The organism is Acidovorax sp., from assembly GCF_046314175.1.
GTDB lineage: Bacteria > Pseudomonadota > Gammaproteobacteria > Burkholderiales > Burkholderiaceae_C > Acidovorax.
The window spans coordinates 1-20630 of sequence record NZ_JBKBXG010000039.1 but is presented as its reverse complement, the minus strand read 5'-3'; the positions used below and the strand labels follow the sequence as shown (position 1 = coordinate 20630).

Annotated in this window: 22 protein-coding genes; 4 read left to right on the top strand and 18 right to left on the bottom strand. The window is 59.8% G+C overall.

The window, feature by feature from the left end; all coding sequences use genetic code 11:
* Positions 1-16: 16 nt before the first annotated feature.
* Both lepB and lepA read right to left on the bottom strand, forming a co-directional pair.
* Positions 17-991 (bottom strand): signal peptidase I, encoded by a 975-nt coding sequence (gene lepB / locus ACK4OE_RS12875; protein WP_409885204.1) that lies wholly within the window; start codon positions 989-991, stop codon positions 17-19.
* Positions 991-2799: a translation elongation factor 4 gene (gene lepA / locus ACK4OE_RS12870; protein ID WP_409885203.1), complete on the bottom strand. Its 1809-nt coding sequence runs from the start codon at positions 2797-2799 to the stop codon at positions 991-993. The genes lepB and lepA overlap by 1 nt, the downstream gene beginning before the upstream one ends.
* Between lepA and ACK4OE_RS12865 the strand changes: the two genes are divergently transcribed.
* A complete protein-coding gene (locus ACK4OE_RS12865) occupies positions 2789-2962 on the top strand; it encodes a hypothetical protein (protein ID WP_409885202.1) in 174 nt (57 codons plus the stop codon). The genes lepA and ACK4OE_RS12865 overlap by 11 nt on opposite strands.
* A 346-nt stretch (positions 2963-3308) precedes the next feature.
* On the opposite strand, the gene ACK4OE_RS12860 is transcribed toward ACK4OE_RS12865, so the two are convergent.
* The 12 genes from ACK4OE_RS12860 to ACK4OE_RS12805 all read right to left on the bottom strand — a co-directional run bounded on the left by ACK4OE_RS12860 (position 3309) and on the right by ACK4OE_RS12805 (position 14394).
* On the bottom strand, positions 3309-4787 hold the full coding sequence (locus tag ACK4OE_RS12860; RefSeq protein WP_409885201.1) for a Do family serine endopeptidase: 1479 nt from the start codon (positions 4785-4787) through the stop codon (positions 3309-3311).
* 161 nt (positions 4788-4948) lie between these two features.
* Positions 4949-6025 (bottom strand): MucB/RseB C-terminal domain-containing protein, encoded by a 1077-nt coding sequence (locus tag ACK4OE_RS12855; RefSeq protein ID WP_409885200.1) that lies wholly within the window; start codon positions 6023-6025, stop codon positions 4949-4951.
* A gap of 40 nt (positions 6026-6065) precedes the next feature.
* Complete coding sequence (locus tag ACK4OE_RS12850) at positions 6066-6677, bottom strand: sigma-E factor negative regulatory protein (RefSeq protein WP_409885231.1); 612 nt, start codon at positions 6675-6677, stop codon at positions 6066-6068.
* Between the two features lie 63 nt (positions 6678-6740).
* Positions 6741-7367, bottom strand: a complete 627-nt coding sequence (gene rpoE, locus ACK4OE_RS12845) for an RNA polymerase sigma factor RpoE (protein ID WP_409885199.1) — start codon at positions 7365-7367, stop codon at positions 6741-6743.
* Between the two features lie 641 nt (positions 7368-8008).
* On the bottom strand, positions 8009-9253 hold the full coding sequence (gene fabF / locus ACK4OE_RS12840) for a beta-ketoacyl-ACP synthase II (protein WP_409885198.1): 1245 nt from the start codon (positions 9251-9253) through the stop codon (positions 8009-8011).
* Positions 9254-9301: 48 nt separating this feature from the next.
* Positions 9302-9541: an acyl carrier protein gene (gene acpP / locus ACK4OE_RS12835; protein ID WP_056646241.1), complete on the bottom strand. Its 240-nt coding sequence runs from the start codon at positions 9539-9541 to the stop codon at positions 9302-9304.
* A gap of 103 nt (positions 9542-9644) precedes the next feature.
* Positions 9645-10394: a 3-oxoacyl-ACP reductase FabG gene (gene fabG / locus ACK4OE_RS12830; RefSeq protein ID WP_409885197.1), complete on the bottom strand. Its 750-nt coding sequence runs from the start codon at positions 10392-10394 to the stop codon at positions 9645-9647.
* Positions 10391-11341: an ACP S-malonyltransferase gene (gene fabD / locus ACK4OE_RS12825; RefSeq protein WP_409885196.1), complete on the bottom strand. Its 951-nt coding sequence runs from the start codon at positions 11339-11341 to the stop codon at positions 10391-10393. The genes fabG and fabD overlap by 4 nt, the downstream gene beginning before the upstream one ends.
* A gap of 60 nt (positions 11342-11401) precedes the next feature.
* Positions 11402-12379: a beta-ketoacyl-ACP synthase III gene (locus ACK4OE_RS12820; RefSeq protein ID WP_409885195.1), complete on the bottom strand. Its 978-nt coding sequence runs from the start codon at positions 12377-12379 to the stop codon at positions 11402-11404.
* Positions 12380-13432: a phosphate acyltransferase PlsX gene (plsX, locus tag ACK4OE_RS12815; protein WP_409885194.1), complete on the bottom strand. Its 1053-nt coding sequence runs from the start codon at positions 13430-13432 to the stop codon at positions 12380-12382.
* A gap of 108 nt (positions 13433-13540) precedes the next feature.
* The gene (gene rpmF / locus ACK4OE_RS12810) at positions 13541-13723 is read right to left on the bottom strand and encodes a 50S ribosomal protein L32 (protein ID WP_005794249.1); all 183 of its coding nucleotides are present in this window, start codon (positions 13721-13723) and stop codon (positions 13541-13543) included.
* 122 nt (positions 13724-13845) lie between these two features.
* Positions 13846-14394: a YceD family protein gene (locus ACK4OE_RS12805; protein ID WP_305617233.1), complete on the bottom strand. Its 549-nt coding sequence runs from the start codon at positions 14392-14394 to the stop codon at positions 13846-13848.
* Between the two features lie 25 nt (positions 14395-14419).
* Between ACK4OE_RS12805 and ACK4OE_RS12800 the strand changes: the two genes are divergently transcribed.
* Both ACK4OE_RS12800 and ACK4OE_RS12795 read left to right on the top strand, forming a co-directional pair.
* Positions 14420-15019 (top strand): Maf family nucleotide pyrophosphatase, encoded by a 600-nt coding sequence (locus ACK4OE_RS12800; protein ID WP_409885193.1) that lies wholly within the window; start codon positions 14420-14422, stop codon positions 15017-15019.
* Positions 15016-15816, top strand: coding sequence for an SAM-dependent methyltransferase (locus ACK4OE_RS12795; RefSeq protein ID WP_409885192.1), 801 nt, complete (start codon positions 15016-15018; stop codon positions 15814-15816). Before ACK4OE_RS12800 ends, ACK4OE_RS12795 begins: the two co-directional genes overlap by 4 nt.
* Before the next feature lie 225 nt (positions 15817-16041).
* Here the strand turns inward: ACK4OE_RS12795 and ACK4OE_RS12790 are convergent, their stop codons facing one another.
* The 4 genes from ACK4OE_RS12790 to ACK4OE_RS12775 form a co-directional block, all read right to left on the bottom strand.
* On the bottom strand, positions 16042-17091 hold the full coding sequence (locus tag ACK4OE_RS12790) for a S49 family peptidase (protein ID WP_409885191.1): 1050 nt from the start codon (positions 17089-17091) through the stop codon (positions 16042-16044).
* Positions 17092-17159: 68 nt separating this feature from the next.
* Positions 17160-17537 (bottom strand): Rieske (2Fe-2S) protein, encoded by a 378-nt coding sequence (locus ACK4OE_RS12785; protein WP_409885190.1) that lies wholly within the window; start codon positions 17535-17537, stop codon positions 17160-17162.
* A 31-nt stretch (positions 17538-17568) separates the two neighbouring features.
* Positions 17569-18243: an HAD family hydrolase gene (locus tag ACK4OE_RS12780; RefSeq protein WP_305617243.1), complete on the bottom strand. Its 675-nt coding sequence runs from the start codon at positions 18241-18243 to the stop codon at positions 17569-17571.
* Between the two features lie 20 nt (positions 18244-18263).
* The gene (locus tag ACK4OE_RS12775) at positions 18264-19274 is read right to left on the bottom strand and encodes an RluA family pseudouridine synthase (RefSeq protein WP_409885189.1); all 1011 of its coding nucleotides are present in this window, start codon (positions 19272-19274) and stop codon (positions 18264-18266) included.
* A gap of 596 nt (positions 19275-19870) precedes the next feature.
* Between ACK4OE_RS12775 and ACK4OE_RS12770 the strand changes: the two genes are divergently transcribed.
* Positions 19871-20630: ribonuclease E/G (locus ACK4OE_RS12770; RefSeq protein WP_409885188.1), on the top strand; the 760-nt coding region annotated here is incomplete at its 3' end.

Genomic DNA, 20630 nt, shown 5'->3' with positions numbered 1-20630 from the left:
CCGCGACGGATACAGCTCAATGAAATGGACCAATTCGCTTGAGACTACCGAAATTCATCCAGACAAAAAAGGCCTTGCCCACAATGTTGGCCTCCGGCACAAACCCCCAATAGCGCGAATCCAGGGAATTATCCCGGTTGTCACCCATCATGTAGTAGTGACCGTCGGGCACCTTGCAGGTGACGCCTTCAACACTGTAGCGGCAGTTATCACGGTAAGCAAAATTACTGGCGCCCTGCACAAAGGCGGGAACGTCCGGGTTATTGAGCAGCCCATGGGGTCGATCGCCCAGTTTCTCTTCAAACTGTTTGAAGTAACGCATCGAATCCTCTTCGAAGAAATCCGGTGCCGCTTTGGTGTCAATCGCTTGTCCGTTGATTGTCAGGCGCTTGTTGATGTACGCCACCTCATCCCCGGGCACACCAACCACCCGCTTGATGTAGTCCAGGCTCGGCTGCGGTGGGTAACGAAACACCAGTACATCGCCCCGCTCCGGCTTGTTGCCTTCCGTGAGCTTGGTATGGATCACAGGCAGACGAACGCCATAGGTAAACTTGTTCACCAGGATCAGATCGCCCACCAGCAAGGTGGGGATCATGGAGCCCGACGGAATTTTGAAGGGCTCAAAAAGAAACGACCGCAGGAAGAACACAGCGGCAATCACCGGGAACAACCCCGCCGTCCAGTCCAGCCACCACGGCTGCATCAGAATGCGGCCTTTTGCGTCCTGCGCATCTACGTCCACTTGCCGAATGCCCATGCGGTCAAGTTCGGCACGGCGCTGTACCGCGGCATCTTCAATGGCCTGCGCTGCCTGGCGGCGGCGGGGAAGAAAATAGATCCGTTCGGCGAGCCAATAAGCTCCGGTGACGAGAGTTGCCAGAAACAACAGAAGGGCAAAGTTGCCTTCGATAGCGCCCAGATACCAGGCGCCAACATAGCCCACAAAGGCCGCCAGCACCATGGAGGTGAGGATTTGCATGAATTGCATCAGTCTTCCACCTGCAAAATGGCCAAGAACGCCTCTTGCGGCACCTCTACCGATCCAATCTGTTTCATGCGTTTTTTGCCTGCTTTTTGTTTTTCGAGGAGCTTGCGCTTGCGGCTGACGTCACCGCCGTAACACTTAGCCAGCACGTTTTTGCGCAATGCCTTGATGGTCTCGCGCGCGATGATATTGGCGCCAATGGCGGCTTGTATGGCGACGTCATACATCTGGCGGCTGATGATTTCGCGCATCTTCGCGACCACGGCCCGACCGCGGTACTGTGATTGCGAGCGGTGCACGATGATGGACAAGGCATCCACCTTTTCACCGTTCAGAAGAATGTCCACCTTCACCACGTCAGACGCGCGGTATTCCTTGAACTCGTAGTCCATGGATGCGTAGCCGCGCGACACGGATTTGAGCTTGTCAAAGAAGTCGAGGACGATTTCGCCCAGCGGCATCTCATAGGTCAGCATGACCTGGCGTCCGTGGTACGCCATGTTCATCTGAACACCGCGCTTTTGGTTGGCCAAGGTCATCACGGGGCCCACATAGTCCTGGGGCATGTACAGATGCACCGTCACGATGGGTTCGCGAATTTCTTCGAGCCGTCCCTGGTCGGGCATCTTGGACGGGTTCTCGACCATCACGACTTCGCCATCGGCACGGACCACCTGGTAAACCACGCTGGGTGCGGTGGTGATCAGGTCCTGGTCAAACTCGCGCTCTAGGCGCTCCTGCACAATTTCCATGTGCAGCAGGCCCAGAAAGCCGCAGCGGAAACCGAAACCCAGCGCCTGGCTCACCTCAGGCTCGTAATGCAACGATGCGTCGTTGAGTTTGAGCTTCTCCAAGGCATCGCGAAGCGAGTCATATTCACTCGCTTCAGTGGGGTAGAGGCCGGCAAACACCTGGGGCTGGATTTCCTTGAAACCGGGCAAGGCTTCGGCGGCCGGGCCTGCGTTGTTGGGCAGCTTTTTTTCGAGCGTGATGGTGTCGCCCACCTTGGCGGCCTGCAGCTCTTTGATGCCTGCAATGATGTAGCCCACCTGGCCCGCATCCAGCGAATTGCGCGGCTCGTTGGCGGGGGTGAACACGCCCAGGTTGTCGGCGTTGTAGACCGCCTCACTGGCCATCATCTTGATGCGCTCGCCCTTGAGTAAGCGGCCGTCGACCACACGCACCAGCATCACAACGCCGACATAGCTGTCAAACCAGCTGTCGATGATCATCGCACGCAGCGGGCCGTCGGGTTTACCACGCGGTGCGGGCACCTTGGCAACGATGGCTTCAAGAATCTCATCGATGCCCATGCCGGTTTTGGCTGAGCAAGGAATGGCATCGGTGGCGTCAATGCCGATCACGTCTTCGATCTCGGCCTTTGCATTTTCGGGATCCGCATTGGGCAGATCCATCTTGTTGAGCACCGGCACCACTTCGACACCGAGGTCCAACGCGGTGTAGCAGTTGGCCACCGTCTGAGCCTCCACACCTTGTGATGCATCGACAACAAGGAGCGCGCCCTCACATGCGGACAGCGAGCGGCTCACCTCGTATGAGAAGTCAACGTGACCAGGCGTGTCGATGAGATTAAGGTTGTAGACCTGCCCGTCCTGGGCCTTGTATTGCAGCGCAGCGGTCTGCGCCTTGATGGTTATCCCACGTTCTTTCTCGATGTCCATCGAGTCCAGAACCTGGGCCTCCATATCACGGTCTGCCAAGCCGCCGCAGCGTTGAATCAAGCGGTCGGCGAGTGTCGACTTGCCATGGTCGATGTGCGCAATGATGGAAAAATTTCTGATGTGGTTCATCAACGGAAAGCGTCAAGTGATTGAATTAAAACGGCGCGCACAAGAAAAAAGGGCGCGTCGAGTGGCGACGCGCCCTGAACCAACAATCATTGGCAACTGCGATAGTTGGATCTTCATTGTAGGCAAAAAGCCCGACCGAGAAAGCCCGAGCACCAGCATTTGAGGGGAGTTGCCAAGGCACAACAAGGATTTTATACACAGTTTATTCACAGATATCTGAGCAACAACGCTGAACATCTTGTGGGTGAACTGTGGATCAGCTGTGCACAGCACAGGTACATCCCGCATGGTGAACCTGCCGCCAATCAATATGCAGTTTTGAATCGAACAGGGAGCCCTATTCTATCGAATTCGGTTGAAAGAGTATTTCTAAGTTAGCAAAAGCTAACGTCTAAACCCAAAGGAAAAAGAAAAAACGGGTCTCCTCTGGGGAGCCTGATGCAGCCGAATACCCCCAACGCGCAGGGGGATTCAGAGGTACCAGCTACCCAGGGCGGACATATCCAGGTTCAGCGGGCGGGGCGAATAAGCGCATATTGCGCCCACTCGCCTCGGCGATACAGAACGTTAACCGGCTTGCTCTTGTCCGCTTTGCTCAGAGCAGCTTCAAAATCTTTGACTCCGGTGATCTCGGTGTTGGCAATCGACAAGATGATGTCGCCTTCGCGCAAACCCGCTCTGGCCGCAGCTTCTGTTGCGGCTGCAACGGCAACACCCCCACGTACCTTGAGCTCTTTTTTCTGGGCATCCGTCAGCTCCGTCACTGCCAAGCCAATTTGTTGTGCAGCGGCCGACGCTTTGGGCTTTTCTTCGCGCTCAGGGGCTTTCGCCACCGCAGGCTTCTCGGCCTCGATCTCTGCAATCGTGATGCCCAGGTCACGCGAGGTACCGCGGCGGAACACCGTCACCGTACTCTTGCTACCAGGCTTGGTGTTGCCCACCAGCCGCGGCAAGTCTGCTACCTTGTCAATCGGTTTGCCGTCGAAACGCGTGATGATGTCACCCGCCTCAACCCCGGCCTTGTCAGCAGGGGAACCGGCTTCAACACCAGTGACCAGCGCGCCCTGCGCCTTGCCCAAGCCAATGGATTCGGCCACGTCCTTGGTGACTTGACCAATTTGCACGCCGATTCGCCCGCGCGTCACGCGGCCGGTTGCACGCAACTGTTCACTCACGCGGATGGCTTCGTCCATCGGGATGGCAAATGAGATACCCATGAAGCCGCCGGAGCGCGAATAGATCTGGCTGTTGATGCCAACAACCTCTCCACGCATGTTGATCAGTGGCCCGCCAGAATTGCCGGGGTTGATGGCCACATCAGTCTGGATGAAGGGAAGGTAGTCACCGGTGTCACGCTGTTTGGCACTCACGATGCCTGCAGTGACCGTGTTCTCCAAACCGAACGGCGACCCGATGGCCATCACCCATTCACCTACGCGCAAGCGACTGACGTCGCCCACTTTGACCGCAGGCAACCCCGTTGCTTCAATCTTGACCACGGCCACATCCGTGCGCTTGTCGGCGCCCACAATTTTGGCCTTGAACTCACGCTTGTCGGGGAGGGTGACGATGACCTCATCGGCGCCATCCACCACATGCGCATTGGTCATGACAAAGCCATCAGCGGTCAGAATAAAACCGGACCCCACACCACGGGGCTGAGGATCTTCCTCTTGCTGAGGCCGCTGCGGACGCTGCTGACGGGGTGCGTTGGGAATCGGCACACCGAACCGACGGAAGAACTCCAACATCTCTTCATCCATGCCGCTTGCGTTGCCCCGGCCAGATGCTTTCTCCACCGTCCGGATATTCACCACAGACGGCCCCACCTGATCCACCAGGTCGGTAAAGTCTGGCAGCCCACGCACCGCTGCTGCAGGCTGCGCAAACGCCGCTCCATGCGGCAACACCAACACACTGGAGACCCCGGCAAACATACCCGCGAGCGCTACGGAGCGCAGCGTATTCAAATAAAACTTTGGCATCATCAACCTTTCGTGAGCTGTGCGACTGCTGTCAACAAACTGTGTGTCATTGTGAAGAGTGTGTTGTCATTTGGTTCCCCGCTCCCTGCACGCATCCGACAGCCACTCGTGTCGACTGCGCCAGATATGTCGCGCAAAGCGCAGCACGCCGACAGCCCGGGAGATCAGCGTATACGCTCCAACTGGCCGGCAAAAAGGTGCAGCGTTTGAAGAGGTACCTCGCCGACTGCCGTCAGCCAGGCATCGGGAGGCACACGCTGCGAAAGCAAATGTGTTGCCCCCATACTGGAAAACTGCGAGTGGGCTGGATGGCGTTCGGGATCAAAAGACTCCAGAAACAAAGACACGGAAGCGAGCCCATCCGAGTACAGGCACTGCAACACGCTCTGTGCTTGGTCACTGGTTGAGACGGTACGGCGATGGCAACTCACCGGAACAAACCCGGCCACGGATTGCCGCAAGGCCCAGCCTTCTGCCGCAGCGGTGGTTTTCACCACCGTGGGCGTTACCAGTTTAAAACCTGCCGTGGCATCCATCATTCGGGAAAGCTGGTCGGCACGGATCGGTGAGTTCAAATCCAGCTCAGAGAACGCTGCCTGCTCCAGCACCCGGCCATCTGCACTCAGCGTTTGCAGCTTCACGACCAGGCCCGTGTCGCGCTCGCTCCACAACCGGTATCCGAATCTCAGAGAGTCCTGCGGCTTCAACCAAAGCACGTCTGCTATATGACCAGCTACACGCTCGTGCCCCAGCTGACGTACACCATAAAACTGCGAAATCAAGGCGCCACTGACGACGGGCACACGAGGAAAAATGCCAGAGGGTTCTCGGTGATCCGTGCGGACGACACGCGACTGCGGCAAAAATGTACGCACCTCATCATTGCGACGAAAGACTGTGCGTGGTGTGCCGCTGAGCGCTTCCACACGCTCCAATTGCTGATCACCCTCGCATGCGTGCCAAATGCGCGAGCTGGCCATGGACCCAGACGATGACAGCACGACGAAGGTACCCGCATAGGGTCGACTGCACGGAGCAACACGCATACGCTCAATCCACTGGGCCACGTCACGCTCGACCGCGGGCGCTAGTACCTCACCCGCACCTTGACCATTGGCACTTAATGCAGGCCCCGCTACTGCCAAAGACAAATAAATGCCCGAAAAAACAAGTCCAAGCAGTGACTTAGTCCGCAAATATCGCAAAAGTACAATTGTTTTGGCCAGTCCAAATGTGTGCATCACACGCTCTCAACACCAAGGTCTGTGCGCAGCATCCCGATCAACGGCCCGGAGATTCGAACGTAGCGTTGCGCAAAAATCCAGCAGGCATCTGCAGCGCAGACGTGCTGCCGAATTGTTTGTGGGCTGCCAGCAGTTCGTCTAGCCGTGGGTCCCGGATCATGACCTGCTGATCGTCGCTGTCCGATACAGCCACCAGCGGCGCAGCGGGTACCGCAGCACGCTCAGGTACAGATGCCAGTTGCCCTCCGGGCGCTTGCCCCCCGGCCTGCAGCGTGGCCAACGATGTCCAGCCAATAGCCGCAACGGCCGCCAGGGACGCAAAACCTGCGACCATCTTCCACCGAAAGACCGAAGCATTGGCCGCCGTCTCCACCCCTGGTGCCGCAACCACTCCGACAACTGTCGCGACGGATCGTTGTGGAGCCGTCTCGTGCGCCAACTGGTCGCGCAAGCGCGCCAAGAAAGCAGGGTCAGCAGGTTTCGCCAGATCCGAAGAGCGTAAAACGTCACCCACCATGTGATAAAGCGCCCACGTCTCCTGGCCCTGCTCCTCGCACGCAAGAGAGACAGCATCACGCCATTCATCGCCCTGCAATTGACCGTCTGCCAACGCAGACAGCTGTTCACGTTTACTCGATTCGTCGATCATCATGGTGTTATCCAAAGACCCGTCGTTACCTGGACCTGATACAGCCTTGTTCATTCCATCACCTCACCATCGTTTGCCTGACTGGTTTTCAAGCAAGGGGCGCACGCGCGCTGAAATCGCTTCACGCGCCCTGAAAATCCGAGACCGCACAGTGCCAATAGGGCAACCCATCGCCGTTGCAATCTCTTCGTAACTCAGCCCCTCTATCTCGCGCAACGTTACAGCTTGGCGCAAATCGTCAGGAAGGGCCTCCATCGCTGCGTTCACCGCCTGCGCAATTTCTCGGGCGGCCAATACGGTTTCGGGCGTTTCTTCGCTGATTAGTTCATGTCCCAGGCGGGAAGTTTCATCATCGTCGTCATTGCCTCGCAGGGAGTTCTCGGAGATGACCGGATTGCGCTTCATGTCCATCAACGCCTTTTTGGCGGTATTGACGGCAATCCGATAAAGCCAGGTGTAAAACTGCGCGTCCCCGCGGAACTGATGGAGCGCTCGATAGGCGCGGATGAACGTCTCTTGCGCGATGTCCGGGATAAGGTCGGTATCGCGAACCATGCGACCAATGAGGCGTTCGATGCGGCGTTGGTACTTGATGACCAGTAACTCATAGGCGCGCTGATCGCCCGCTACCGTGCGCTCCACCAGTTGGAGATCGCTGTCTTCGGGAGGGGTCGGCGGAATTACAGTCATGGATACTCGGGATTCACGCCCCACGGCTGTTAGCCGGGGCGGTTTCGTCAGCGTTGTCAGCGCCCGGTCTGGCGCGCGAATATACCGCACGGCGCAAGTCCATCCAACGCTCTGGCTGGCTGGACCGTTCCAACCACAGCCAGATGCGACCATGGCCTACAGGCGTTCCACAGACCCAAAGGTGAGTCTGCACGTCTACGAGGACTTCAGGGGCTTGGGAAAGTGCCCTGGACACGCCATGCGGCTGTAAAGTGTCCAGCTGCCAATGGAGCCCGTCCCAGCGCAAAACACCACAGAACTGGCTGCGCCAGCATTGCAAAGCCATGGCCACAGCCAAGCCCCACAGCGCCCAGCCAACAAACATGGGCCAATACGACAATCCGGTCCCTTGAACAGACCAAAGTACCAAGGCACCGAAGCCAACAAGAAGCAAAGAAGCTAACACCGTTGCCAATGCAGCACTGCGTCGCAGCACATAGGAAACGGGAGGCGGACGCCGCGATACCCGGGTCATGCGACACGACCCGGACCTGACATACACAGCGGCGACGCAATGAGGGTGAGCGCACCCAGCTCAAAGGCGGCATCGGGCGCATACAAATCTCGCGCCATACCGATAACCGCAAGGGAATTCAGTGCGTTCAGACGCGCTTGAAAACCAGCGTCCCGTTGGTGCCACCAAAACCAAAGTTGTTTTTGACGGCCACATCGATCTTCATATCCCGCGCTGTATTGGCGCAGTAATCCAGATCGCATTCGGGGTCCTGGTTGAACAGGTTGATAGTGGGCGGCACCTTCTGCTCGTGCAGAGCCAACACCGTGAAAACACTTTCTATCCCGCCCGCACCACCTAGCAAATGGCCCGTCATGGACTTGGTGGAGCTGATGACGGTCTTGTAGGCATGGTCACCCAAGGCTGCCTTGATTGCGTTGGTTTCATTCAGGTCGCCCAGCGGCGTGGATGTGCCGTGCGCGTTCAAATAATCCACCTGATCCGCGTTGACACCTGCGTTGCGCAAGGCGCTGAGCATGGCCCTGCGTGGACCATCCATGTTGGGGGCGGTCATGTGACCGGCGTCAGCGCTCATGCCAAATCCGCTGAGCTCGGCATAAATCTTCGCACCGCGGGCTTTCGCGTGTTCGTACTCTTCCAGCACCATGACACCAGCCCCCTCACCCAGCACAAAACCGTCCCGGTCTTTATCCCAAGGGCGAGACGCTGTCTTGGGGTCATCGTTGCGGGTTGACAGGGCACGCATGGCGGCAAAGCCACCGATACCGAGCGGGGAGACCGTTGCTTCGGTGCCACCGGCCACCACAATGTCGGCATCTCCATACTCGATCATGCGCCCGCCCTCGCCGATGCAGTGCAGGCCTGTGGTACAGGCAGTCACAACGGCAAGGTTCGGCCCCTTAAAGCCGAAACGCATGGACACATGACCAGCCACCATGTTGATGATGGAGGCAGGCACAAAAAACGGCGTGATGCGCCGTGGCCCGCGGCTGACCAGCTCTGCGTGGGTGTTTTCGATCAGCGGCAGGCCGCCGATGCCCGAGCCAATCACGCATGCGATGCGTGTGGCCAACTCGTCGTCGAGCGCCTCGCCCGTTGGCAATCCGGCGTCTTGGACGGCCTGCGCGGCCGCAGCAATACCAAAGTGAATGAAGGAATCCATCGCGCGCGCATCCTTGGCGCTGATGTACGACTCCAGGTCTAAACCCTTGACCTCTCCCGCAATTTTGCAGGCGAAGTTCGACGCATCGAACTTGGTGATAAGGTCAATGCCGGATTGGCCGGCAAGGAGATTGGCCCAGGAATCGGCCACCGTGTTACCCACGGGGCTGACACAACCCAGGCCAGTCACGACAACGCGACGACGGCTCATGCGTAAAAAACCTTCTGCTGATCGCTTGAGTCAGGCGCAGTGCGCCGCTCAGGCCTTCTGGTGGTTGTTGGCGTAGTCGATGGCGTTCTGCACCGTGGTGATCTTTTCGGCGTCTTCGTCGGGGATCTCGATGCCGAATTCGTCTTCCAGTGCCATCACCAGTTCCACCGTGTCGAGCGAGTCGGCACCGAGGTCTGCCACGAAGGCCTTTTCATTGGTGACTTGGGACTCTTCCACACCGAGTTGTTCGGCAATGATTTTTTTGACGCGTGCTTCGATATCGCTCATGGTTTCCCTCTGGGGGTTGTGAATGAATCCGCGATTCTAGCTGCTTAAGGAGAAGCCCCTAAGCAGCCCGCCGTCCGGATGAACCGGCGTTAACTTCTCTCAACTACATGTACATGCCGCCATTGACGTGCAACTCCTGCCCCGTCACATAGCCAGCCTCTCGCGAGGCGAGGTAGGCGACCGCGTGTGCGATGTCCGAAGGCTTGCCCAGATGACCCAAAGCGATCTGCGATTGCAGGGCTTTTTGCTGCTCTTCGGGCAAGCTGGCGGTCATGTCGGTCTCGATGAAACCTGGTGCCACGCAGTTGACGGTGATGCTGCGGCTGCCCAGCTCACGGGCCAGCGCACGGGTCATGCCCGCAACGCCAGCCTTGGCGGCAGCGTAGTTGGCCTGACCAGGATTACCTGATGCGCCCACGACGCTGGTGATACTAATGATGCGCCCAAAACGCTGCTTCATCATCGGGCGAATCGCTGCGCGGCTCATCCGGAAAACAGCCTTGAGGTTGGTATCAAGCACCGCATCCCAGTCATCGTCCTTCATGCGCATGGCCAACGTGTCACGCGTGATGCCCGCGTTGTTCACCAGCACGTGCAAACCACCTTGCAGCTTGACGATGGAGTCCATCAATGCCTCAATGGCAGCCCCGTCATTCACGTTCAGATTGGCACCCCGGCAGTTCGGGTAGGCCGCCAAGGCCTTGGTAATGCGTTCAGCGCCCTCGTCCGTGGTCGCGGTCCCGACCACTTGGTAGCCCCTGACTGCAAGCTCAAGCGCAATTGCGGCACCAATGCCGCGCGATGCGCCGGTGACCAGCGCCACTTGCGCTGCTGCCTGTGTGGATTCCGTCATGCCAACAACTCCCGGGTCTCGGCCAAGGTGGCCATGTCAAACAACGCTGCGCCGACCAGTTCTGGGTCGATGCGCTTGGTCAGGCCCGCCAGCACCTTGCCGGGGCCACATTCAATAAGATGAGTGACGCCGCGCCCCTTGAGCGCCTGCACACACTCCACCCAGCGTACCGGGCCAAAAGCCTGGCGATAGAGCGCATCACGAATCGCATCGGCATCCTGCTGCACGGCCACGTCCACGTTGTTGACGACCGGAATCTGCGGCGCAGCAAGGGCGACATCCGCCAACGCAATGCGCAGCTTCTCGGCAGCAGGCTTCATCAGGCTGGAGTGGAACGGTGCCGACACCGGCAAAAGCAGTGCGCGCTTGGCACCCGCCGCCTTCAGCACTTCACAGGCCTTGTCCACGCCGGCTTTGGTGCCAGCGATCACTGTCTGTATGGGGTCATTGAAATTGACCGCCTCGACCACTTCGGTCGATCCGGGGCCAAAAGAGGCTACCGCCTCCTGACACCCAGCAATGACCTTGGGAGCATCCATACCCAAGATGGCAGCCATTGCCCCTGTGCCCACGGGTACAGCCTCTTGCATGGCAGCCCCTCTGAGGCGCACCAATGGGGCGGCCTGCGCCAACGTCAACACCCCCGCAGCTACCAGCGCCGAATACTCCCCCAATGAGTGACCTGCGACCGCCACCGGGGCATCGCCCCCCTCGGCGCGCCAGACGCGCCATGCCGCAACGCCTGCAACCAGCATCACGGGCTGGGTGTTGGTGGTCAGCGCGAGCGCTTCCTTGGGGCCTTCCTTGATCAGTAATCCAACGTCTTCGCCCAGCGCATCCGATGCTTCCTGCACGGTCTGCACCACCAGCGGGTGGTCGCTCCAGCCATCAAGCATCCCGACCGATTGCGAGCCCTGTCCGGGAAAGACAAATGCAAAAGACTTCATGAAAAATCCAGAAATATGAATGAAATTAACCTCTAGCGCTTATTCTGCAAGCGCTAGCAGCTATAACTTCAGGAGTACAGCACCCCAAGTGAAACCTCCACCCACTCCTTCGAGTAACAGGGTTTCGCCCTTCTTGACCTGACCGGTGCGCACAGCATGGTCTAGTGCCAGCGGAATCGATGCGGCCGAGGTATTGCCGTGCTGGTCCACCGTGACCACCACCTTGTCCATAGACATCTTCAGCTTGCGGGCCGTCCCCTGCATGATGCGGATGTTCGCCTGGTGCGGAATCAGCCAGTCAATGTCGGCCTCGGTCAGACCCGCCTTGGCCAGCGCTGCGTGCGCCGCCTTTTCCAACACCCCCACCGCCAGCTTGAAAACCGCCTGCCCGTCCATTTTGAGTACGGGATCACCCAGCACCTGACCACCGGCCACGTTGCCGGGCACGCACAGGATGTCAACGTATTTGCCGTCGGCATGCAGGTCGCTCGACAAGATGCCGGGCGTTTCCGAAGCTTCAAGCACAACCGCTCCCGCGCCATCACCAAACAGCACACAGGTGGTGCGGTCGTTGAAATCCAGAATGCGGCTGAACACCTCGGCGCCAACAACCAGGGCGCGGTTGGCGGCGCCGGTCTGGATCATGGAGTCCGCGATGGACAAGGCATACACAAAACCGCTGCACACTGCCTGCACATCAAACGCAGGGCAGCCATTGGCGCCCAACTTGTTTTGCAGAATGCAGGCCACCGAAGGGAACACCATGTCCGGTGTCGATGTGGCCACGATGATCAGATCGATGCCTGCGGGCTGCAGCCCGGCCGCCTGCAAAGCGTTGCGCGCGGCCTCCAGGCCCAGGTCGCTGCTTGCGACATCCGGCGCCGCAAAGTGGCGCGCCCGGATGCCCGTGCGTTCCACGATCCAATCGTCTGAAGTTTCGATGCCGCGTTGGCCCAGTTCGGCCACCAGATCGGCGTTGGTCAACCGGCGGGGTGGCAGATAGCTGCCGGTGCCGGTAATGCGGGAATAGCGTCTCATCTAGTGTGTCGTCGCCGCAACGCCAGGCTTGGGCTGGGCATCAGCAGGCACCAGGAGGGGCGCCGCATGCGCAATCCGGGTCCGGACACGGTCGAGCAGGTTGTTGCGGGCTGCATCATACGCCCGGTTCAACGCCTGCTCGAACGCCATGGCGTCGGCCGATCCGTGACTCTTGAACACCAGCCCACGCAGCCCCAGCAGCGCCGCGCCGTTGTAGCGGCGGTAATCCATGCGACTCATCAGCGCTTTTAGTACCGGATACGCAATGATCGCCGCTGTTTTGGTGAAGATGTTGCGAGAAAACTCTGTTTTGAGCCCCCCGATGACCATCGATGCCACACCCTCGCTCGCCTTCAGCGCGACATTGCCCACGAAGCCGTCACAGACAACGATATCCACTGTGCCCTTGAAAATGTCATTGCCTTCGACATTTCCATAAAAATTCAAATCACCCAAATTGGCAGCAGAACGCAGCAGTTCACCTGCTTTTTTGATGACTTCGCTGCCCTTGATGACCTCTTCACCAATATTGAGCAGCCCCACCGTCGGCTCATCCACATCCTTGAGCACTGACACCAACGCAGAACCCATCACTGCAAACTGCAGCAGGTGCTCTGCCGAGCAATCCACATTGGCCCCCAGGTCCAGCACCGTGGTGGCACCGCCTTGGGCATTCGGCAACTGGGTGGCAATGGCAGGCCGGTCAATGCCGTCCAGCGTTTTGAGCAGGTAGCGGGCAATGGCCATCAGCGCACCCGTGTTGCCAGCAGAAACCGCCGCCGATGCAGCGCCGTCCTTGACCTGCTGAATGGCCACACGCATGGAAGAGTCCTTCTTCTTGCGCAGAGCGACCTCCACCGGGTCGTCCATGGCCACCACTTCAGAGGCGGGGACAATGGTGGCACGGTCGTGCGAAAACGCCTGCAGGCTTTCCGTCAGGCCAACAAGCAGCAGACGGGCATCAGGGTGGAGGTCGAGAAACTGGCGGCACGCCGCGAGCGTGACGCGGGGGCCATGGTCGCCCCCCATGCAGTCAACAGCCAGTGTGATCATGGGCGACTTGTCCGGCCGGCCAGACGGGCCGGAAAAATAAATACGACGGTCAAAACAAAGGCCCGCGCTACGGTTTCAGTAGCAACGGGCCTTTGGATAGGGCGAAGGTCAGGCTTCAGACTTGTTCTTCAGCACCTGGCGACCACGGTAGAAACCGTTGGGGCTGATATGGTGACGCAGGTGTGTTTCACCGGTGGTGGGTTCCACTGCAATGCCTGGCACATTCAGGGCATTGTGCGAGCGGTGCATACCGCGCTTGGAAGGGGACTTTTTGTTTTGCTGAACGGCCATGATGGCTCCTGATCTGGAATAGGTTGGTAAAAACGCGATCAGCCCATATAGACACGATGGGGTTCGCGTGGAGCCCACGATTATAACCCAAATGATTTTTGGGTCTGCGAAAGACTGTGAAGTCAGCCCTTCGAATCCTTGCGCAGGCCTGCCAGTGCAGCAAATGGGTTGGGTTTCTCGGCGCTGGCTTCTTCAAAGTCATCGTCTGACGAAGCAAGCGGCACGGCGGTGGGGCATTCCGTGTGCTTGGGTACCACCGGCAAAGCCATCAGCAACTCGTCTTCTATCAGTTCATGCAGATCAAACTCGCGGCTCATGGCGAGCAGGTCTTCTTCACTCTCATCGTCCAGCGCTTCGGCCGTGGCTTCATCGGCCACAAAACGAAACTCGCGGTCAACCTCCAGCGGCACATCCACCGGCGTCAGGCAGCGCTGGCATTCCATAGGGAAGCTCGCACGCACCTTGATGCGCAGCCATACCTGGCCCATGCCGCCCAGCGCAGTGCGCATTTCCCCCACCGCTTCCCAGTCCACAAGCAAGTCGGGGTGCAAACCCTTGGCCTCCTGGGCAAGGCGCTCGTACTTCAAAAGCGACTCATGCCCTGACAGTCGCCCGCCCGCCTGTGCGAAGGCTTTTACATCGAGGCGCTGCGGGGAGAATTCCTTGGTCATGGCGGCAGTGTAAGAGAATCGGCGCATGCATCAATCCCCCTCCCTGCAACGCCCTCTGGTATTGGGCTCTACCTCGCGCTACCGGCGTGAATTGCTTCAGCGATTGAACCTGCCTTTTGATGTGGCCGCCCCGGATGTGGACGAGACACCACTCCCTGGCGAAGCTCCACGCGCCCTGGCGCTGCGCCTTGCTTTGGCCAAGGCCCACGCCGTGGCCCAACTCCATCCGGACGCGGTGGTCATTGGCTCTGACCAGGTGGCCGATCTGGCAGGCGAGCCCCTCGGAAAGCCCGGCGAACACGAGCGCGCGGTGCTGCAATTGCGCCAAATGCGCGGGCAGACGGTGGTCTTTCAGACCGCTGTGGCGGTGGTGTGCAGCGCTACAGGGTTTGAACAGGTGGACCTGGCGCCAGTAAAAGTCACATTCCGCGACCTGTCGGACGAAGAAATTGAGCGCTATCTGCGTGCCGAACAGCCTTATGACTGCGCAGGCAGCGCGAAAAGCGAAGGCCTGGGCATTGCGCTACTGGACGCGATCCAGAGCGACGACCCGACCGCGCTCATCGGCCTGCCGCTGATACGCACCTGCCGCATGCTGCGCGCCGCCGGGTTGGTGCTGCCATGAACCAGCCCGCAGCCAACAGCACTCCATCGGCCACGGGCACTTTGTACCTGGTTCCTGCCCCGCTCGACTTCGGGTGCGACACCCTAGCCCCGCTGCAGGACGCCCTGCCAGTCGCCACATTGCAGACGGCCGCGCGACTGACCCACTGGGTGTGCGAGAACGCCAAGAGCACCCGCGCCTACCTCAAGCGCATCGACGCCCTGCATCCCCTGGCTGCACTGTTGCAGCAACAACAGATCACCGAGCTGCCCCGCGAAGTCCACAAAAAAGGCGACCACGGCGACAAAGGGTCGGCTCCATTTGATGCGCGCCCGCTGCTGGCCGCCGCACTCGCCGGGCACGACATCGGCCTGGTCAGCGAGGCCGGCATGCCTGCCGTGGCCGACCCGGGCTCCTCGGTGGTCCGCGCCGCGCACGATCTGGGCATCAACGTGGTACCACTGGTGGGACCGGTATCGTTGCTGCTTGCGCTGGCCGGCAGCGGCCTGAACGGGCAGAACTTCGCCTTTGTGGGCTACCTTCCTCAGGACGGGCAAGAGCGCACCCAGCGCATCAAGGACCTTGAGTCCACTGCCAACAAGACGGGCCAAACGCAACTTTTTATAGAAACCCCGTACCGCAATGCCGCCTTGTGGCAGGCCTTGGTGCAGACACTGCAGCCTCAGACGCGGCTGGCATTGGCCAGCGGGCTGACACTGCCCTCTGCCCGCATTCACAGCAAACTGGTGCATCAATGGCGTCAGCAGCCCGCACCGCCAGACAACCGCACTCCCATCGTTTTTGCGCTGGGACGTTAGCGAACCACCTGGCGGGCTCTACCACTATGATTTATATAGCTACTAGAGCTTACTGGACAAGCGCTAAGGCCATATTTTATTAATATTTAGGCAAACGAGACATCTGCCCGCGGCCATACCCACAGGCCAGAGCGATTCCAAAGACCTGCCCCGCCGCACACCCACAAAAAAGCCCCGGATGAAATCTCCCCCGGGGCTTTTTTGAATGCTTATAAGACCGCAGAGTCAGCGCAACTGAGGCCCAGCCACAGACAGCGACTTGACCGCGCCCATACCCATTGCGGCACCAAAGCGCTTGACCAAACGTTCTGCCACATTGTCGCGGCGGGTGTAGTCGATGACGTCTTCGGCCTTGACGACTTCGCGAGCAACGTAATCCAGATTGCCCAGTTTGTCGGCCAAGCCCATCTCTACGGCCTGCTGACCGGTCCAGAACAGGCCGCTGAAGGTATCGGGCGTGGTCTTGAGGCGGTCGCCGCGCCCTGCTTTCACCACGGCGATGAACTGCTGGTGGATCTGGTCAAGCATGGTTTGCGCATAGGCGCGCTGTGCCTCGGTTTGGGGACTGAACGGGTCGAGGAATCCCTTGTTCTCGCCAGCGGTCAGCAGGCGGCGCTCCACACCTAGTTTTTCCATGGTGCCTGTAAAGCCAAAGCCGTCCATCAGCACTCCAATGCTGCCCACGATGCTGGCCTTGTCGACAAAAATCTCGTCGGCGGCTGCAGCAATGTAATAGGCTGCCGAGGCGCAGGTTTCTTCAACCACGGCGTAGATCGGTTTGTTGTGCTTGGCCTTCAAACGAATGATTTCGTCATTGATGATGCCGGCCTGCACGGGGCTGCCGCCAGGCGAGTTGATGAGGAGCACCAGGGCTTGCGAGCCCTCGTCTTCTAGCGCACTTCGCATGGCGGCCACCACAAACTCAGCGCTGGCTTCAGCGCCGGAGGCGATTTCGCCCTTGATGTCGACCACGGCGGTGTGCGGAGCGCTCTTGCTAGTGCCAGGTGACGACTGGCTCAGGGCCACAAAGACGACGGCGACAACCAGTAGCAACCAGGCCAGGCGAAAGAAAATCTTCCAGCGGCGGGCACTGCGCTGTTCATTGAGCGCCGAGAAGGCCAGCTTTTCCAGCGTGGCACGCTCCCAACCGGGTTCACGCGATGAATCACTCACAGATGCTGCTCCTGAATTTGTAGCTGCTTGCGCCCATAGGTCGGGCGCTGGATTGCTTTTGGGGTCAAAACCCGAAGAGCCGGGCTGCTGGGGGTCGGTCATGTCGTGCGTCCTGGCGCTAGGCGGACGCAGCAGGCGTCGGCGAATAAGGGTAATTCATCTAGATTTTTCTAGAACTCTACGGGTTGTAGGTGGTGCGCAGTATGCCAGTGCACCACACCATCGCTTTCTGACAAAACAATTTTTACCAATCCCCCACGGCACGGGCCACCGGCACATTGGCCGGTGTCGGGCACATATGCCGCCCCGTGCGTGGCGCACAGCAGCCACAGGCCGGTGTCGTCAAAAAAACGGTTGGGCTGGTAGTCCATCTCCATGGCCACATGCGTGCAACGGTTCAGATACGCATGGGGCACACCCCGGTAGCGGATGGCAAACGCCCGGCAGGTCTGACCCGCATAGATCACATCGAAGGGAATCGCTGAACCGCCGTCGATCAGTTCGCTGCTATTGCACAGCGCGATGGCTTGGTCGGGAAGCGGCGGCATAGGGTTCTTCGATCCGGTTCAGCGTTGCTGCTCAGGCGTTCTGCAACAGCCAGTCGTGCAGTTCGCGCACCGAGTGGGCGACATGCAGGGGATTGAGCACGTGGAATACGTCGGGCTCGTGCGCGCCGTAGCTGACGCCAACGCTGGCGCAACCCGCGTTGACGGCCATCTGCAGGTCGTGGGTGGTATCCCCGATCATCAGCAAGCGCTCGGGAGCCACGTCGAACTCCGCCATCAGCTCCTGCAGCATCAGCGGGTGCGGCTTGCCCGCAGTCTGGTCGGCCGTGCGCGAGCCATCGAACACGCCCTTGAGCTGCACCGAATGCAGGGCCTCGTCCAGTCCGCGCCGACTTTTGCCTGTGGCCACCGTGAGCAAATGGCCTCGCTCGCGCAAGTCGTTCAGCAGGGGCAGCACACCGTCAAACAGACTCAGGTCGTCTTGGTGCTGGATGTAATGAAAGCGGTAGCGGTTGCCCAGGTCAGTGTATTTTTCGGGCGGCACATCGGGGGCGGCATGGGCGAGCGCCTGCATCAGACCCATGCCAATCACATACGAGGCCTCCTTGTCTGTAGGCACCGTGCCGCCCACGTCGCGCACCGCTTCCTGGATGCAGCGCACGATGATGGCGGTGGAGTCGAATAGTGTGCCATCCCAGTCAAAGGCGATCAGGTCAAAGCGGCGGGGTCGGGAGGTTTTGGCAGACATGGGGGATAGTTCACGCCCTCTCAGGCGGGGAGCAGAAAATCGGCCAGCTCGGGCGGCAACTCGGCGTTCAAGGCGACACGCTCGCCCGAGGAGGGGTGGTTGAACTGTAACCGCCAGGCATGAAGAAACATGCGCTTCATCCCATGCTTGAGCAGGCGCTTGTTCAGGTCGAAATCGCCGTATTTGTCGTCCCCCACAATGCCATGCCCCTGGCTGGCCAGATGCACGCGGATCTGGTGGGTGCGGCCAGTCTTGATTGTGACCTCCAGCAGCGACATAGCGGGCAGCCCCAACGTGGTGCGCGCTGGCACGGTGCTGCGCACTTTCACCAGCGTGATGGAGCGCATTCCGTCCGGGTCGTCGGCCGTGGTCACGCGCACGCGGCGCTCGCCGTCCTCCTGCAGGTATTTGTGCAGCGGCAGGTCAATGACTTTCTTGTTGGCGGGCCACGCGCCCGTCACCAGGGCCAGATAGGTCTTGCCGGTCTCACGTTCACGGAACTGGTCTTGCAAGTGAGTGAGCGCTGACCGCTTCTTGGCGACCAGCAAAATGCCCGAGGTGTCGCGGTCGAGCCGGTGCACCAGTTCCAGGAATTTGGCTTGTGGGCGGGCCTGGCGCAACTGCTCAATCACGCCAAAACTCACACCGCTGCCGCCATGCACGGCCACGCCTGCAGGCTTGTCGATGGCGATCAGGTGCTCGTCTTCGAGCAGGACCGGGAACTCACGCGCAGGCGCGGGACGCTCGGCCTTCTCGGCCACTTTGTCGGAGATGCGCACGGGTGGCAGCCGCACCACGTCGCCAGTTTCGACGCGTGTATCGGCGCTCGCCCGGCCTTTGTTGATGCGCACTTCGCCGCTGCGGATGATGCGGTAGACATGCGTTTTTGGCACACCTTTCAAGTGGCGTATCAAAAAGTTATCGAGCCGCTGGCCTGCAGAGTCTTCGTCGACCTCGACAAGACGCGCTGCGGGCGGGGTGATAGCCGGGGCGGGGTGGGACAGCGGTTTGCCCCCTATAATGTGTTTCACCTGCGCGTTGCTATGTAAGTGGTTGATTTGTCTGGAGTTTAGTCCACACAACCCTTGCATTGGCGCAGGAAGGTCGATGCCAACGGGCGTTGTACACGCAGATTGCAGGCCAGATGCCTGTGGTGGCCTGTGCACCGTGCGGCGGGCTGACAGATTGAAACACTGATACGGAATCCCCCAAGCTGGCAGATGCTCCCTACCCGGGCGCGGTCTGCCAGCGGATCGAAGCGAGCATGTGGTTGTTGATGGCATGGATGGTGACCTTGTGGCGGTGGCTGTTGCCCCCGGCTGCGCGCTCCAATCCGGCCCCAGCGCCCGTCCAGCAAGCGCAAACAGCTATTTTTTCAATAGCAAAGCTGCGCCACTCTCACTCGCCCCCATCCACGCGCCCCTGCCTTTCACTGCCGCGCTAGCGCTCGGCAGACCCTTGGCATTCCCGGCAATTCCCTTCGTTTCGATGCGTCAGTCCAGGCATTCACAGCTCCTGTAGAGCTTGTTATTGGTTTGGAACTGCGGGTGGCAGCCCGCTGCAGCCCTCCCTGTTGATTTGGGAGCTGCGCCGCTGCCGACCGCGAAACACAAGAAGGAAACGCATCATGAAGCGGATGCTCATCAACGCCACGCAGCCTGAAGAACGGCGCCTGGCCATCGTCGACGGACAAAAACTCCTCGACTACGAAATCGAAATCGAAGGGCGCGAACAGCGCAAGGGCAACATCTACAAGGCCGTCGTCACGCGCGTCGAGCCTTCGCTGGAAGCCTGTTTTGTCGACTACGGCGAAGACCGCCACGGCTTCCTCCCGTTCAAGGAAATCTCGCGCAGCTATTTCACCCCCGGTGTCTCGCCCAACCAGGCGCGCATCAACGAAGTGATCAAAGAAGGCCAGGAGCTCCTGGTCCAGGTCGAAAAGGAAGAACGCGGCAACAAGGGCGCAGCCCTGACCACCTTCGTCTCGCTGGCTGGCCGCTATGTGGTGCTGATGCCCAACAACCCCCGTGGCGGTGGCGTTTCGCGCCGCATCGAGGGCGAAGACCGCGCCGAGCTCAAGGAGGCGATGGACCAGCTGGAATACCCCAACGGCATGTCCATCATCGCGCGCACCGCCGGCATCGGCCGCACAGCGCCCGAGCTGCAGTGGGACCTGAACTACCTGCTCAAGCTCTGGACTGCGATCGACGGTGCAGGCAAGGGCGGCAAGGGCGCCTTCCTGATCTATCAGGAATCGTCGCTCGTCATCCGCGCGATCCGCGACTACTTCAACAACGACATCGGTGACATCCTCATCGATACCGACGACATCTACGAACAGGCGCAGCAGTTCATGGCGCACGTCATGCCCGAGCATGCCGCCCGCG

Excerpts from the sequence above, each read along its gene's own strand:
- lepB (WP_409885204.1), bottom strand. The coding sequence starts at position 991 with ATGCAATTCATGCAAATCCTCACCTCCATGGTGCTGGCGGCCTTTGTG.
- ACK4OE_RS12865 (WP_409885202.1), top strand. The coding sequence starts at position 2,789 with ATGTGGTTCATCAACGGAAAGCGTCAAGTGATTGAATTAAAACGGCGC.
- lepA (WP_409885203.1), bottom strand. The coding sequence starts at position 2,799 with ATGAACCACATCAGAAATTTTTCCATCATTGCGCACATCGACCATGGC.
- ACK4OE_RS12860 (WP_409885201.1), bottom strand. The coding sequence starts at position 4,787 with ATGATGCCAAAGTTTTATTTGAATACGCTGCGCTCCGTAGCGCTCGCG.
- ACK4OE_RS12855 (WP_409885200.1), bottom strand. The coding sequence starts at position 6,025 with ATGCACACATTTGGACTGGCCAAAACAATTGTACTTTTGCGATATTTG.
- ACK4OE_RS12850 (WP_409885231.1), bottom strand. The coding sequence starts at position 6,677 with ATGATCGACGAATCGAGTAAACGTGAACAGCTGTCTGCGTTGGCAGAC.
- rpoE (WP_409885199.1), bottom strand. The coding sequence starts at position 7,367 with ATGACTGTAATTCCGCCGACCCCTCCCGAAGACAGCGATCTCCAACTG.
- fabF (WP_409885198.1), bottom strand. The coding sequence starts at position 9,253 with ATGAGCCGTCGTCGCGTTGTCGTGACTGGCCTGGGTTGTGTCAGCCCC.
- acpP (WP_056646241.1), bottom strand. The coding sequence starts at position 9,541 with ATGAGCGATATCGAAGCACGCGTCAAAAAAATCATTGCCGAACAACTC.
- fabG (WP_409885197.1), bottom strand. The coding sequence starts at position 10,394 with ATGACGGAATCCACACAGGCAGCAGCGCAAGTGGCGCTGGTCACCGGC.
- fabD (WP_409885196.1), bottom strand. The coding sequence starts at position 11,341 with ATGAAGTCTTTTGCATTTGTCTTTCCCGGACAGGGCTCGCAATCGGTC.
- ACK4OE_RS12820 (WP_409885195.1), bottom strand. The coding sequence starts at position 12,379 with ATGAGACGCTATTCCCGCATTACCGGCACCGGCAGCTATCTGCCACCC.
- plsX (WP_409885194.1), bottom strand. The coding sequence starts at position 13,432 with ATGATCACACTGGCTGTTGACTGCATGGGGGGCGACCATGGCCCCCGC.
- rpmF (WP_005794249.1), bottom strand. The coding sequence starts at position 13,723 with ATGGCCGTTCAGCAAAACAAAAAGTCCCCTTCCAAGCGCGGTATGCAC.
- ACK4OE_RS12805 (WP_305617233.1), bottom strand. The coding sequence starts at position 14,394 with ATGACCAAGGAATTCTCCCCGCAGCGCCTCGATGTAAAAGCCTTCGCA.
- ACK4OE_RS12800 (WP_409885193.1), top strand. The coding sequence starts at position 14,420 with ATGCATCAATCCCCCTCCCTGCAACGCCCTCTGGTATTGGGCTCTACC.
- ACK4OE_RS12795 (WP_409885192.1), top strand. The coding sequence starts at position 15,016 with ATGAACCAGCCCGCAGCCAACAGCACTCCATCGGCCACGGGCACTTTG.
- ACK4OE_RS12790 (WP_409885191.1), bottom strand. The coding sequence starts at position 17,091 with ATGACCGACCCCCAGCAGCCCGGCTCTTCGGGTTTTGACCCCAAAAGC.
- ACK4OE_RS12785 (WP_409885190.1), bottom strand. The coding sequence starts at position 17,537 with ATGCCGCCGCTTCCCGACCAAGCCATCGCGCTGTGCAATAGCAGCGAA.
- ACK4OE_RS12780 (WP_305617243.1), bottom strand. The coding sequence starts at position 18,243 with ATGTCTGCCAAAACCTCCCGACCCCGCCGCTTTGACCTGATCGCCTTT.